Raw genomic sequence first — 12,163 nt, 5'->3', positions numbered from 1 at the left:
TTTCGGACACAATTACTGAAATACTACCAGATGCCCCGTACTATCTATTAAAACTTTATTACCACAGGATAAAACATCTAAAAAGAAAATATTGGCAAGAATGGGTTTTTACGGAGCACTTTCTGCACTCAGTTATTTTGGCTTTTTCCCTATGATAGAAAAACTAAACTATAAAATTTATATGACCGGAACTTTTTTAGGGGCTATAGCTGTTTTAGCCACTGTTCCAATTCACGCTTACATTTATGGCAGTTTCGCTGAATGTCTTCCCAAGCTTTTAGGCTTAGAAAAGTCTGCTGGTGGTGGACACTAAAGTAAAAATTAAAGTCACTCAAAAATAAAGAAAATTAAGGAGGATAAAAATGGCAGGCGGACCAGTAACCGGGCATGTAACCCCAGAGCAGTTAGAAATAATTACCCAAATTCTTTCATCAGATCCTTTAAATTATTTATGGGTAGCTCTATTAGGTTTTATGGGAGGAACACTTTCAGGTTTTATTGGCTCAGGTGGGGCCTTTCTTATGACACCAGGGATGATGAACCTAGGTGTTCCGGGTGTTATGGCTGTGGGGGCTAACATTACTCACAAGTTTGGTAAAGCTATGATGGGCTCTCGCAAACATGGTGAGATGGGCCATGTGGATAAAAAGTTAGCTATTTTCTTATTAATAACAGCCTTAATAGGGATTAAGTTAGCCGTTTGGGTAAATGGTTATTTTTTCCATCACCTTGGCAAAGCGGGTTCTAGCTTATATGTAAGCACTTTCTTTGTCCTCACCTTGAGTATTATCGGTTCTTCTATGTTCCGTGACGCCTGGCGTACAGCTAAAGGGGTAGCGGTAGGCCCATCTGAATTTCTCCTAAATCTTTCTAAAAAACTTCGCATTCCCCCTATGATTAACTTTCCAGTGGCTGGAGTAAAAATATCTCTTTGGGTGGTTCTTTTTGTAGGAACAGCGGTAGGTTATATGGCTGGTACCATTGGGGTAGGTGGCTTCATTGGCGTGCCGGCTATGATTTATGTTTTCGGAGTCCCTACGGTAGTCGCTGCTGGGACTGAATTGTTTTTGGCTATGTTTATGGGAGCTTGGGGGGGCCTTTAACTACGCGCTAGCAGGCTTTGTGGATTTGCGTTTGACCTTTTTACTCTATGCCGGTTCTCTTGTAGGAATTTATTTTGGGGCTATAGGAACTACCCTGGTAAAAGAACTTTACATTCGTATGGTTACCGCTATTTTGATTCTCTTGTGCTGTGTCTCAAGAGCGCTTGCTATCCCTGAATATCTACACAATTTAAATATTATTACACTTTCCGATAATGCTTTAAAGATGTTTGAAATGGGAAGTAAGCTCTTTCTGTTTGGCAGTGGAGGGGTAGCCACGATACTTATCTTCTATTGGACATTCAAGGGACACCTGGAAAAACAGCGTCTGGTAAAAAAATACGGTTTGGTTAAGGTGTCAGAAAAGGCTATCTAAAAAACTTCGGGGGCGTTACCCCCGAAGTTTTTAAAGGAGGCTTTTATGGCTTACAAATCTATATTAGTTCCAATTGATGGTTCAGATATAAGTTTTAAGGCTGTTGAAAGAGCAATAGATTTGGCCGACCAATACAAAGCTAAGTTGATAATATTATACGTTATTCCTAAAGGAGGAGAATTTATAGATTTATTTAACTTAAAATCAGTAAAAAAGGCTTTTGAAGAAGAAGCCCAAAAATATTTTGAAAAAGCTAGAAAGATGGCTGAATCTAAAAATATTTCTCCTTCATTTCGTATAATGGAAGGTAAACCGTGGGAAAAAATTGTAGAAGCCGTTAAAAATCTAAACTGTGATTTAATTGTTATGGGAAGTCACGGCCGAGGTAGTATAGAAAAGTTTTTAATTGGCAGTTGTACAGAAAGAGTTCTTTCTGAAGCCCCCTGCCCTGTATTAGTGGTAAAAGAATAATATAGAAACTTTATTAGTAAGCTCAAAAAGCTTTAAGTAAATTTCAAGGGCTTCTTCAGGGCAGTTCATTTCTTCAAGGAGCTTGGCTTAGGCTTTAAGAACATCTATCTTTTAATAGGTAGAAAGCTTACGATTTGAAAGCACATAGTCAAGATAGCGTAAAGCTTCCTCCAGCTCGTTTTTCTCTTTTAGTTTTTCAAAATGGATTTTCCATGTTTCTCTTAAATTGTTTTCGTCCCAGACGAATTTTTCGTATTCTTCAGGAAAGAATCTTTCTAAAATTTTAGCTTTAAGTGTGTGATTATATTCAAATTTTTCAATAAGTTTAAAGACTTTCTCAGCCTTTTCTTTAGAATCAGCTATTTCTGTAAGGGGCTTGGCAATATCATAGTCAATCCCAAAGGCTTTATACTTTCGTTTTTTTTATTTCTTTTAGCAGAAAATCAAAGACTTCCTTTTTACCAGCCTTAAAAACATTAGCCAGCAAGTCTAAAGCTCCAGTTACGACTACACCGGTGCTTCCACCAGAGTCATCCATATAGTTTTAGGGCCTGAACCCAGTTACTCGAAATCGCTTTGGCAATGCTAAATGCTTCTTCCAGATGGCCTTTTTTTAATAGGTTTTCTCCAGTGTTTAATAAGGTCTCAAGGCTATTGCCTAAGTCCAGGCATTCAAAATAGCCAATATGACCCTGCTTTTTGTAACCCCTGAATAATATTTTTCACGATGGTGTTGTATTTAGCTTCAATGGAAAAAGGCCCTTGAGAAACCAGATGCTGGAAACGCGCCAGGAGTAAATCTCTTGTAAATTTATCATTAGCAGCCATTTCCTTTAAGAGCGCTCTGAGTTCTTCTTCCGTAAGCTTTTTTACTATTTCTAAAGCGCTTTCTATCTTGCCCTTTTTCTTTTTTGTGCCTTTAGGCGCTGACTCTGGCTCAAATGCTTCAAGAGCTACCGCTTAGTTTAATTTTCACCTGGTAATAGGGATTATAGCTTCCTTTAACCCTGGCGGTTATCTGGCCGTCTTTACGAGATAATTCTAAGACATCTTTTCTTAGCTTTTTTCCTCGGGAAACTATTTCTTCTGGAATTAAGTCCAGCCAGTCTTTAAATTTCATTTTTTATTTTCCCGAAGGTAGTCTTTAAAAACAAGCTCTGCCTGTTCCAGGGCACAGAGGTCTCCGCACATGGAACAGCGTCTTTTCTCAAGAGACTTTCTTTCTTCTACCAGGCGCCTGGCATCTTCTGGAAAAAGCAAGCTTTCAAAAACCTTGTTCCATTTAAGATCACGGCGGTCCTTGCTTGCCTGTTTATCTTTTAAGTCAGCCACCCCTCGTCTTTTAACTATGTCTCCCACATGAACTGCCAGCCGTGCAGCCTTTACTCCAATAACCACGTCTTCTTCGTTAGGAAGAGATAAGTGTTCAGCTGGGGTTACATAACAAATAAGGTCGGCTCCGGCCTTAGCTGAAATAGCGGCTCCGATAGCCGCGGTTATGTGGTCAAAAGGGGCGCCCACATCTGAAGGAAGTGGGCCAAGCATGTAATAAGGGGCTCCGCCAGACATTTTTTTTGCCAGGAGAACCGAGGCTTCAATTTCGTCCAGTGGGACGTGTCCAGGTCCTTCTACCATAACCTGACAGCCGGCTTCACGTGCCAGCTCGGCGAGCTCGCAGTTTATTAAGAGTTCGGCTATCTGAGCCCGGTCAAGAGAATCGTGGATAGCTCCTGCTCTTAAGCCATTTCCAAGTGAAAGTACGGTGTCATATTTTTTTAATATCCCTAAAAGACGGTCAAATTGTTCGTAAAGCGGATTTTCGCGATTGTTTTTGACCATCCACTGGGCCATGAGGCTCCCGCCTTTGGAAACCAGGCCTCCATAGCGATACCCCTGTTTTTTCAGGCGTTCCATGGTAAAAAGGTTTATGCCGCAATGAATGGCCATAAAGGCAATGCCATCGGCACATTGTCTTTCTATGAGGTCAAATAGATACTCCGGGTCTAGCTTAGTAGGGTCTTGATATTTGCGGATGGTTTCACAAAAAGCCTGGTAAAGGGGGACATTTCCTACTGGCAAAGAAACGGTGTTAATGATTTCACGGCGGATTTGGTCTATGTCACCTGCTGCCGAGAGCTCCATCAGGGTATCAGCCCCGGTCTCTTCAGCCAGGCGGGCTTTTCTTTTTTCAAACTCAAGGTCACATACGAGGCTCGATGTCCCAATTGAGGCATTGACTTTAGTTCTTAAAATACTCCCAACGCCAACGGCCTTTCCACTCTGACGGGCCTTGATAATGACTACCTCGCCTGAAGATACTTTTTGGCGTAAAACCTCCGGGGAAACCCCTTCCTCCTGAGCTATATTTTTCACAGCCGGGCTTATTTGCCCGGCCTTAGCTATTTCTAGTTCAGTCATTAAAGTTCTACTCCTTCTTTGGTGTAGTTGGCCACAAGGTCGCCCACTTCGCTGGTAGAGTAGCCCATTTTACCGGCAGAAAGGCTTTTTAAGTGATCACGGCAGACTTTGATAACCGCGTTTTCAATAGCGCGGGCCGCTTCTTCTTCGCCAAGATGTTCAAGCATCATCATGCCGGCACAAATAGCCGCCAAGGGATTTATGACATTTTTGCCAGTGTATTTGGGGGCAGAGCCACCGATAGGTTCAAACATGGAAACGCCTTCAGGATTAATATTGCCGCCAGCGGCAATACCCATACCCCCCTGAATGATGGCCCCAAGGTCGGTGATGATGTCTCCGAACATGTTGTCGGTAACGATGACATCAAACCACTCGGGGTTTTTCACAAACCACATACAGGTGGCGTCAACGTGGGCGTAGTCGGTTTTTATGTCAGGATATTCCTTGGCCACTTCGTAAAAAGTGCGTTCCCAGAGGTTCCAGGCGTAAGTAAGAACGTTAGTTTTTCCAACCAGAGTCAGGGTCTTTTTCTTGTTACGCTTGCGGCAAAATTCAAAGGCGTAGCGAAGGCAGCGTTCCACGCCGAAACGGGTATTTATTGATTCCTGAATAGCTACTTCCTGGGGGGTTCCTTTTCTGAGGAAACCTCCTCCGCCAGCATAAAGGCCTTCAGTGTTTTCACGCACCACTACAAAATCAATATCTTCGGGCCCTTTATCTTTTATAGGAGTCCAGACACCGGGATAAAGTTTTACCGGGCGCAAGTTTATGTATTGGTCAAGCTCAAAGCGAATGCGTAAAAGTATTTCTTTTTCAAGAATGCCAGGGGTAACATCAGGATGTCCTATAGCGCCAAGGTAGATGGCGTCGTGTTTGCGAAGCTCGTCAATGCCACCTTTAGGTATAGTATCACCTGTTTTTAAGTAGCGCTCTCCACCCCAGTCAAAATAATTGTAGGAAAGTTTGAAGCCGAATCTTTCAGCGGCAGCGTCAAGGACCTTAACTCCTTCACGAATTACTTCCGGGCCGGTCCCGTCGCCAGGGATAACGGCAATTTTATAAGTTTTCTCCTGAGCCATAGCTCCTCCTCCGTTTTTGCTCTTGCTTTTCTTTTTAGTAGCAGAAAAGAAATTATTCAAGGTTTTAGATGAAAGATTGCCATAGGATTTCTGTCAGGCTTCAGGCTCAGAAAAGGGACAGGCAAACTTTTTAATTCTGGCCAAAATCTAGCCGATAATAGGGACAGGCAAATTTTCTTGCAAGGAGGTTTTGCTATGCCACGTATCCCTCGTTTCTTTATGAATGACCCAAAAGCGGCTTATCACGTCATTTCCCGCACCGCTCTTCTCGGCCACAATATCCTTGGCCCTGAAGAAAAAGACTACCTGCTTAACCTCATCCGCTGGCTCTCCCAGGTCTATTTCGTTGAAGTTTACGGCTTTGCCATCATGGGCAATCACTTCCACCTACTCTGCCGCATGCTCCCTGAAGACCAGTTCTCTGACGAAGAAGTAAAACAGCGCATCAGGCTCTATTACGGTCCAAAACGCAAAATCTTCTTTTACGAAGAGCTAATCCAAAAGTGGCGGGCAAGGCTCGGAAATCTCTCTCGCTACGTACAAGATATAAAGCAAAGATTTTCGCGCTGGTATAACAAACGAGTTGACCGCAAAGGCTACTTCTGGGCGGACAGGTTCAAGTCCGTAATCATTGAAACTGGCGAGGCGCTTCTCAACTGCCTGGCCTACATAGAGCTAAACCCGGTGCGTGCAGGAATAGTGGAAAAGCCGGAAGATTATCGCTGGTGCTCGCTAGGATACAGGTCAAGAAAAGGATACAGGTCAAGAAAAGGGACAGGCAAAAATTTCCTTTCGCTAAACCTTGGGCTTACCAGCTGGGAAAACAAGTCTGAAAAAGAAAAACTTGAGTTGTTGCGGGAGTTTGTTTACAGGAAGGGCGGATTAGGAGAGTCAGAAAGAGGGACAGGCGAAATTTTTAGGCAAAGAGTCAGGTGTTTTACTGAGAGCTTGGTCATAGGGAGCAGGGGTTTTGTGGAAGAGGCTGCTCAAAAGCTGAGAGGACTTCTCAGGTTCAAAAGAGACGCTTTAAAAAGTCCCAGAAAAGACGGCCCCATAAAGGCAAAAAGAAACAAAAAAATAACAAAGCTGCCTGATGTAGAAAAGGAGATGGTTTTCTTGTAAAGTCTCCTGAAGATTTACCCCAAGCGAATGGAACCAGGAACTAAGTTCTTGATATAAAGAAGTGGTAATACTTATAAGTAAAACAGTCAAAGTTTGGTGGCTGCATGGGAAGCAAAAGGTCCACTTTCGTTTACTTGCTCCTTTCCCTGGGGTTTTTGGGTGCAATTATTCTCGCTTTAACTCACGGAGCAGTTAAACTCAATTTTTTTAATCTTTCTCCTGTTGAAAAAGATATATTCTTTCATGTGCGGGTGCCGCGGGTGTTTCTTGCTGCCCTGGTAGGCGGAGCGCTGGTGTTAAGCGGCATTCTTTTTCAATTTGTGATGCAAAATCCTCTGGCTGACTCTTTTACCACCGGAGCCTCGGCTTCAGCAGCCCTAGGGGCTGTTATGGCTATTTTTTTAGGGCTTACCTTTTTATTGTTACCTTTTGCCCTTGGTTTTACCCTTTTGGGGTTGGCCATTGTTTATCGTATAGCTTCTTATCAGGGAAGACTCCTTCCCATAACCATGCTTTTGGCGGGGATAGTTATTAGCACTTTTTCTTCAGCTACCATTAGCCTTCTTAAGTATCTTAGCGATGATTCGGTTTCTTCTATAGTTTTTTGGTTAATGGGGGGCTTTCAGAACGCCTCTTATGGAAAAGTTGTTCTTCTTACAGGCGTTTTACTGCTAATAACTTTTCGTCTCTATGGACAGGCCCTTATGCTTGACCTCATAAGCTTTGATGAAGCCACGGCTATTTCAAGCGGTGTACCTATCTATCGTTTGAGACGGGAATTGCTTTTTTATGGGGCTATGTTAACCACCTTTTCCGTAGCCTTTGCAGGCATTATTGGCTTTGTAGGTTTAATAGTCCCTCATATTTTACGGCTTTTGGGATTTACCCAGGCTCAAAAGTTAATTTTTACCGGAGTACTTTCAGGTGCTATTTTTATGGTTTTAGCAGACCTTTTGAGCCGAAGTGTACTACCAAGGGGAGAAGAACTGCCTGTGGGTATTCTGACCTCCACCATAGGAGGCCTTTTCTTCTTATACCTTTTGGTAAAAAGGCGGAAAAGCCTTTATGAACTTGATTAGTCTCAGGCATTTTCAGGCGAAAAAGGGGAGTTTCTCCCTGAAGATAGGGAACCTTAGTCTTTCTTCTGGTGAGCTGGTGGCTATTTGTGGCCGCAATGGAAGTGGTAAAACTACTTTACTAAAGGCCCTGACAGGCCTTATTCCCTATCATGGTACTTACTATCTGAATGGTCTTGATTTTAACAAAATAGTAGCTAAAGAAAAATATCAGCTTATTTCTTATTTGCCTCAGGAAGGCCGTCTGGGCCTGCCTTTTGATGTTTTCTATGTGGTTTTAACCGGGCGCTTCCCGCTAACCGACAGTAAAAACTATCGCTCTGAAGACCTTAAGGCCACCGAAGAAATTCTTGATGCCCTTGAGCTAATATCTTTTAAAGATAGGCCCTTTCCTCAGCTTTCAGGGGGGGAAAAAAGGAGGGTGCTTCTGGCCAGAGCCTTAAACCGCAAGGCTCAAATTCTTTTTTTAGATGAGCCCTTGGCAGGTATTGATCTTCTTCATCAGCAAAAAATAATGCAATTTTGGCGCTTATACGTAGAAAAACTTAATGCCCTTATTTTGGTGGTGGTGCATGACTTGAGTCTAGCCTTAAGGTATTTTGACCGCCTTCTTTTCCTAGAAAATGGCACCCTTATCGGAGATTTTCCGCCGGAAAAAGTTACTGAAAGCTTTTTAACCCGCCTGGTAGGCCTTCCAACTAAAATCCTGCGTCCTGAGGATAAGAATTTTCAAGGTATTTATTTGGTGGGGCGATAATACTTCCAAAAGAGGCGATTAAGTTTAATTGTCGCCTCAAAAGAGCTTAAGCCCGGCCTGGCAAATTCAAACTCAGGAACTTTTATTACCACGGCGGACAAGCCCTTAAAATATGGCCGCTTTTCAGGAGGAGTGGGATTACGATTCATAGGGCCTTCTTGGTACAAATAAAAATCAGGGGAAAGGGCTAATATCTTTTCTGGGGAAATGAGCACGTGTTTTCTGCGGGCTTTAACCGGGTTTATGCCTCCAGCCGCGCGGATTATATCAGTGACAACGCTTTTTTGCCCGGCCACTTTTAAGGGTAAGCTGGTAACTTCGTATATAACCTTCGGTTTATACGGTAGAGACTTCACTTTTTTAAGTTTAGTAGAAAGTTTAGCCACTAATTTTTGAGCTTCTTTTTCTTTTCCAAGGAGGGAGCCAAGTTCTTTTATGCTTTTTAAGATTTCCTTTAAGGTGTGCGGGTCATAACGGTAAACTTTGGCTTTAAAACGTTTGGTTAGCTCATCTGGAAAGGCCCTTCTTGAACCAACTATTAAAATATCAGGGCGTAGGACTTTGACTAATTCAAGATTAGGGCGCAAATGTGAACCAACTTTTATAGCTTGAGGAAATAAGTGGTCATGGCGGGTTGTTCCCACCACTTCTTTTTCTATTCCTAAGGCCTTAAGAATAGGGCTTACCCCTGGATAAAGAACAACGATTCTTAAGGCGTGGGCTTCTCCCGCCCATAACCATAAAACAATGCTCAAAAAAAGAATGACTTTTTTCATTGTTTTAAAGGACAGGCAAAATCAAATTTGCCTGTCCCTGAATAGTTTTAAAGTCTGTGTCCGTGGCCTCCACAGCCGTGGCCATGCCCACCACCGCAAAACCTTGGGGTGACTCTTAGAGTGCCAGCCAGAAACTGGGCGACGGCCTCATCAGCAGGCATAGGAGGAACACCAGAGACAATTTTTATACCAAATTCTTCAAAGAAGGCCACGGCTCGGTGCCCGAGCATGCCGCAAAGAATACAATCAACTCCAAGGCTTGAGAGCCACTGGGGAATAACTCCTGGCTCATGGGGTGGTGGAACTAAAAGTTCCTTCTTTAAGGTATCTCCTTCTACGGTATAAATGGCAAACTGGGGCGCATGGCCAAAGTGTTCAGCAATCATTTCACCTTCAATGGGTACAGCTATTTTCATTTTAACCCTCCTATAAAATCAATTTTTTCACTTTTTGGCTTATTTCTTTTAAGGCCGTAACCGCTGGCCCACTGGAGTATTCAGGCAAAGGGGTAGCGGCGTGGATAGCGCCATAAACATCTGGGTCATAAGGAACGGAACCTAAAGGCTTAAAGCCTGTTTCTTCACCCAGTAATTTTTGGGTTATCTCAGGGTTTAAATCAGCTTTGTTAACGATGAGGTAGCCTGAAATAGAAAAGTGATCTAAAAGGCCTTTGAGTCTTTCTAGGTCATGCAACCCGGCGATAGTAGGTTCAGTGACCATAAGCACAGCACTAACTCCTGAAAGAGAAGCTATAACCGGGCAGCCTACCCCAGGGGAGCCGTCTATCAGGATTAAGTTTGCTCCTTTTTGTTTGGCTATTTCCTGGGCCTTTCTTTTGACACCAATTACCAATTTCCCTGAATTTTCTTCACCAGGGTAAAGCTCTGCGTGAACTAAAGGCCCATAATCTGTGTCAGAATACAGGAGTTTTCCCACTTCTTTTTCTTCCATGGTAATGGCCTCTTCCGGGCAGAACCAGGCACATACTCCACAACCTTCACATAAAAACGGGTCAAAGGTAAAGTCTTCACGCACGGCGCCAAAACGGCACTTTTCAAGGCAAATACCGCAGGAGGTGCAGAGCTCTTCGTTTTTTATCGGCTCCCAGCCTGATTTAAAACCTTCTTCGTCTATTTTTTTAGCCCTCAGGAATAAGGCCAGATTGGCAGCGTCAACATCGGCATCAGCCAGAACTTTATTCTCTTCAAGTAGCACCGCTAAAGAGGCACAGACTGTGGTTTTGCCTGTCCCTCCTTTTCCGCTAAGAACTAATATCTCTTTCATGTCAGGGCCTCTGTTATTTGCGTGTATAAATTCTCAAAATCTTTTTTCATTTCTGGTTTAGCCTGTAGCAGGGTCTTCCCCTGGGCATAGGCTTCGGCGATAGCTCTTTCTTCTGGAATTTCAAGCAATACCGGAATCTTCTTTTCTTTTAAAAATTCGTGAAGAGGGCCATAAGGTTCACGAGCCCGGTTTATCACCACTCCCATAGGGATTCCCATGGTTTCAAAGGCACAAACCGCCTGTTTTAAGTCGTGCAGGCCAAAGGGAGTTGGTTCGGTTACCAGTAAGCAGAAATCCACTCCGTGGACAGCGGTGAGCACAGGGCAGGCCGTACCTGGAGGACAGTCTATAATGTTTAGCCCTTGAGGGTCTAGATAACGCTTTTTAAGTTCCTTAATTAAAGGAGAGGCCATGGCCTCTCCTACTTTTAATTCGCCATAGGCTAAAAAGATCTCTTTGGCTTTACCAGCAAGAATTTTTCCAAGCGGGACTTGTGCTTCGGTAATGCATTTTTCCGGGCAAACTTCAAGACATCCATAACAGCCGTGACAAAGTTCAGGGAAGACGAGAACTGTCCCTGGAAAGACGGTTATGGCGTTGAAACGGCATATCTTTTTACATTCACCACAAAAGCTGCAGAGGCTTTCGTCAACTTTTGGAACCATGCGGTAAACGGGGGTTTCTTCTTCTATTTTCGGCCGTAAAAAAAGATGAGCGTTTGGCTCCTCAACATCAGCGTCAAGGAGCCTGGCAGAAAGTGCTTCAGTAAGAGCAACTGAAACCGTAGTTTTACCTGTTCCGCCTTTTCCGCTGGCTACCGCAATAATCATGGCTCTTAGAATCCACCACGACCTTTTCCTCCGCGGCGGCAGGCACCACCACCCTGGCCACGACCACCACAGCCGCCTTGCCCTCGGCCGCCACCCTGGCCACGACCACCACAGCCACGACCACCACCCATGCCTCGGCCACCTCCGCCGCCGAAACCACCTCCCATACCGCGGCCCATACCAGCGCCTGTAACTTTGCCAAGGCCAGGAGCTCCACCACCAAAGTGGGCTTCTACTGAGGGAGCTTCTAAGTAAGAGACGCTTCCTTCTTTAAAGGCCTCAAGGGCTTCTTTTACGGTGCCAGCTTGAACCTGGGCAACTTTAATTCCTGCAGCGTTTAAAACGGCAAAGGCTTTGGGCCCGCACTGGCCGGTGACTAAAACTTCTATACCGTTTTCAGCCAGGAAGTTAGCCGCGGCAATGCCTGCGCCCTGAGGGGACATGGCTGCCTGGTTTTCTACCGCCTGCCACTCCCCAGTGTTAGCATCAAAAATGATGAAGTAAGGAGCTCTGCCAAAATGCATGTCAAATGGTGAATCAAGTGTTGGCCCTTGGGCCGTAAGAGCTATTTTCATAAATTTTCCTCCTTAATGTTTGTTTAAACTCTAACGCTTCTGAAAAACAATTTCAAGAAGGAATTTCAATTTTTAGAGAATATTTTGCCTGTCCCTTTTCTTTTTAGGCGCTAGGAAATTTTTTCCTACCGGGAAAATATTTCCCGGAAAAAATGCCGGAAAAAATGGGGACAGGCAAAAATATTTCGAATCGGTCAAGCCAAAAATGAGGACAGGCAAAACATAAGGCACTGGTATTGCTTCGCCGTTTCGTGGCTCGCAATATCCTCAGGGAAGGGTTTGTCATGACCGGC

At 44.0% G+C, this 12,163-nt stretch carries 17 protein-coding genes; 7 read left to right on the top strand and 10 right to left on the bottom strand.

Going from position 1 to position 12,163, the window contains the following annotated elements:
* Positions 1–151: 151 nt before the first annotated feature.
* The 4 genes from TH606_RS01185 to TH606_RS01175 are packed head-to-tail and all read left to right on the top strand — an operon-like array spanning position 152 to position 1,950.
* The gene (locus tag TH606_RS01185; protein ID WP_231887717.1) at positions 152–313 is read left to right on the top strand and encodes a hypothetical protein; all 162 of its coding nucleotides are present in this window, start codon (positions 152–154) and stop codon (positions 311–313) included.
* 49 nt (positions 314–362) lie between these two features.
* Positions 363–1,103, top strand: coding sequence for a sulfite exporter TauE/SafE family protein (locus TH606_RS01180; RefSeq protein WP_197460478.1), 741 nt, complete (start codon positions 363–365; stop codon positions 1,101–1,103).
* 19 nt (positions 1,104–1,122) lie between these two features.
* Positions 1,123–1,479 carry a hypothetical protein gene (locus tag TH606_RS11615; RefSeq protein WP_197460477.1) on the top strand — a complete coding sequence of 119 codons (357 nt, stop codon included), beginning with the start codon at positions 1,123–1,125 and terminating at the stop codon, positions 1,477–1,479.
* Positions 1,480–1,524: 45 nt separating this feature from the next.
* Positions 1,525–1,950, top strand: coding sequence for a universal stress protein (locus TH606_RS01175; protein ID WP_068540779.1), 426 nt, complete (start codon positions 1,525–1,527; stop codon positions 1,948–1,950).
* Between the two features lie 406 nt (positions 1,951–2,356).
* Here TH606_RS01175 and TH606_RS11970 read toward each other — a convergent pair whose 3' ends face one another.
* From TH606_RS11970 to TH606_RS01165, 5 genes are all read right to left on the bottom strand, one after another.
* On the bottom strand, positions 2,357–2,488 hold the full coding sequence (locus tag TH606_RS11970) for a hypothetical protein (RefSeq protein ID WP_269451035.1): 132 nt from the start codon (positions 2,486–2,488) through the stop codon (positions 2,357–2,359).
* Positions 2,489–2,622: 134 nt separating this feature from the next.
* Positions 2,623–2,778, bottom strand: coding sequence for a hypothetical protein (locus TH606_RS11455; protein ID WP_157627822.1), 156 nt, complete (start codon positions 2,776–2,778; stop codon positions 2,623–2,625).
* Between the two features lie 118 nt (positions 2,779–2,896).
* Complete coding sequence (locus TH606_RS11450; protein WP_157627821.1) at positions 2,897–3,070, bottom strand: hypothetical protein; 174 nt, start codon at positions 3,068–3,070, stop codon at positions 2,897–2,899.
* A complete protein-coding gene (gene thiC, locus TH606_RS01170; RefSeq protein WP_068540777.1) occupies positions 3,067–4,368 on the bottom strand; it encodes a phosphomethylpyrimidine synthase ThiC in 1,302 nt (433 codons plus the stop codon). Before thiC ends, TH606_RS11450 begins: the two co-directional genes overlap by 4 nt.
* The gene (locus TH606_RS01165; protein ID WP_068540775.1) at positions 4,368–5,450 is read right to left on the bottom strand and encodes a 3-isopropylmalate dehydrogenase; all 1,083 of its coding nucleotides are present in this window, start codon (positions 5,448–5,450) and stop codon (positions 4,368–4,370) included. Before TH606_RS01165 ends, thiC begins: the two co-directional genes overlap by 1 nt.
* Positions 5,451–5,645: 195 nt before the next feature.
* Between TH606_RS01165 and TH606_RS01160 the strand changes: the two genes are divergently transcribed.
* The 3 genes from TH606_RS01160 (at position 5,646) to TH606_RS01150 (ending at position 8,405) form a co-directional block, all read left to right on the top strand.
* Positions 5,646–6,572, top strand: coding sequence for a transposase (locus tag TH606_RS01160; protein WP_068540772.1), 927 nt, complete (start codon positions 5,646–5,648; stop codon positions 6,570–6,572).
* A gap of 104 nt (positions 6,573–6,676) precedes the next feature.
* A complete protein-coding gene (locus TH606_RS01155) occupies positions 6,677–7,651 on the top strand; it encodes a FecCD family ABC transporter permease (protein ID WP_068540769.1) in 975 nt (324 codons plus the stop codon).
* A complete protein-coding gene (locus tag TH606_RS01150; protein ID WP_068540767.1) occupies positions 7,638–8,405 on the top strand; it encodes an ABC transporter ATP-binding protein in 768 nt (255 codons plus the stop codon). The genes TH606_RS01155 and TH606_RS01150 overlap by 14 nt, the downstream gene beginning before the upstream one ends.
* On the opposite strand, the gene TH606_RS01145 is transcribed toward TH606_RS01150, so the two are convergent.
* The 5 genes from TH606_RS01145 to TH606_RS01125 form a co-directional block, all read right to left on the bottom strand.
* On the bottom strand, positions 8,387–9,160 hold the full coding sequence (locus TH606_RS01145) for an ABC transporter substrate-binding protein (RefSeq protein ID WP_197460476.1): 774 nt from the start codon (positions 9,158–9,160) through the stop codon (positions 8,387–8,389). The two genes, TH606_RS01150 and TH606_RS01145, sit on opposite strands and share 19 nt — an antisense overlap.
* 68 nt (positions 9,161–9,228) lie before the next feature.
* Complete coding sequence (locus TH606_RS01140; RefSeq protein ID WP_068540763.1) at positions 9,229–9,597, bottom strand: NifB/NifX family molybdenum-iron cluster-binding protein; 369 nt, start codon at positions 9,595–9,597, stop codon at positions 9,229–9,231.
* Positions 9,598–9,607: 10 nt separating this feature from the next.
* Positions 9,608–10,465, bottom strand: a complete 858-nt coding sequence (locus tag TH606_RS01135) for an ATP-binding protein (protein WP_068540761.1) — start codon at positions 10,463–10,465, stop codon at positions 9,608–9,610.
* The gene (locus TH606_RS01130; protein ID WP_068540758.1) at positions 10,462–11,295 is read right to left on the bottom strand and encodes an ATP-binding protein; all 834 of its coding nucleotides are present in this window, start codon (positions 11,293–11,295) and stop codon (positions 10,462–10,464) included. Before TH606_RS01130 ends, TH606_RS01135 begins: the two co-directional genes overlap by 4 nt.
* A 5-nt stretch (positions 11,296–11,300) precedes the next feature.
* Positions 11,301–11,870, bottom strand: a complete 570-nt coding sequence (locus TH606_RS01125; protein WP_068540756.1) for a NifB/NifX family molybdenum-iron cluster-binding protein — start codon at positions 11,868–11,870, stop codon at positions 11,301–11,303.
* Positions 11,871–12,163 lie beyond the last annotated feature (293 nt).

Origin of the sequence: Thermodesulfatator autotrophicus (assembly GCF_001642325.1) — a bacterium.
In the GTDB taxonomy this organism is placed as follows: Bacteria; Desulfobacterota; Thermodesulfobacteria; order Thermodesulfobacteriales; family Thermodesulfatatoraceae; genus Thermodesulfatator; species Thermodesulfatator autotrophicus.
This window is presented reverse-complemented; position numbering and strand designations above follow the sequence as displayed.

What these genes read in the sequence shown, in the direction of transcription:
- TH606_RS11970 (WP_269451035.1), bottom strand. Translation starts at nt 2,488, where the DNA reads ATGGATGACTCTGGTGGAAGCACCGGTGTAGTCGTAACTGGAGCTTTA.
- TH606_RS11450 (WP_157627821.1), bottom strand. Translation starts at nt 3,070, where the DNA reads ATGAAATTTAAAGACTGGCTGGACTTAATTCCAGAAGAAATAGTTTCC.
- TH606_RS01125 (WP_068540756.1), bottom strand. Translation starts at nt 11,870, where the DNA reads ATGAAAATAGCTCTTACGGCCCAAGGGCCAACACTTGATTCACCATTT.
- thiC (WP_068540777.1), bottom strand. Translation starts at nt 4,368, where the DNA reads ATGACTGAACTAGAAATAGCTAAGGCCGGGCAAATAAGCCCGGCTGTG.
- TH606_RS01150 (WP_068540767.1), top strand. Translation starts at nt 7,638, where the DNA reads ATGAACTTGATTAGTCTCAGGCATTTTCAGGCGAAAAAGGGGAGTTTC.
- TH606_RS01140 (WP_068540763.1), bottom strand. Translation starts at nt 9,597, where the DNA reads ATGAAAATAGCTGTACCCATTGAAGGTGAAATGATTGCTGAACACTTT.
- TH606_RS01135 (WP_068540761.1), bottom strand. Translation starts at nt 10,465, where the DNA reads ATGAAAGAGATATTAGTTCTTAGCGGAAAAGGAGGGACAGGCAAAACC.
- TH606_RS01130 (WP_068540758.1), bottom strand. Translation starts at nt 11,295, where the DNA reads ATGATTATTGCGGTAGCCAGCGGAAAAGGCGGAACAGGTAAAACTACG.
- TH606_RS01155 (WP_068540769.1), top strand. Translation starts at nt 6,677, where the DNA reads ATGGGAAGCAAAAGGTCCACTTTCGTTTACTTGCTCCTTTCCCTGGGG.
- TH606_RS01165 (WP_068540775.1), bottom strand. Translation starts at nt 5,450, where the DNA reads ATGGCTCAGGAGAAAACTTATAAAATTGCCGTTATCCCTGGCGACGGG.
- TH606_RS01180 (WP_197460478.1), top strand. Translation starts at nt 363, where the DNA reads ATGGCAGGCGGACCAGTAACCGGGCATGTAACCCCAGAGCAGTTAGAA.
- TH606_RS01185 (WP_231887717.1), top strand. Translation starts at nt 152, where the DNA reads ATGATAGAAAAACTAAACTATAAAATTTATATGACCGGAACTTTTTTA.
- TH606_RS01160 (WP_068540772.1), top strand. Translation starts at nt 5,646, where the DNA reads ATGCCACGTATCCCTCGTTTCTTTATGAATGACCCAAAAGCGGCTTAT.
- TH606_RS11455 (WP_157627822.1), bottom strand. Translation starts at nt 2,778, where the DNA reads ATGGCTGCTAATGATAAATTTACAAGAGATTTACTCCTGGCGCGTTTC.
- TH606_RS01175 (WP_068540779.1), top strand. Translation starts at nt 1,525, where the DNA reads ATGGCTTACAAATCTATATTAGTTCCAATTGATGGTTCAGATATAAGT.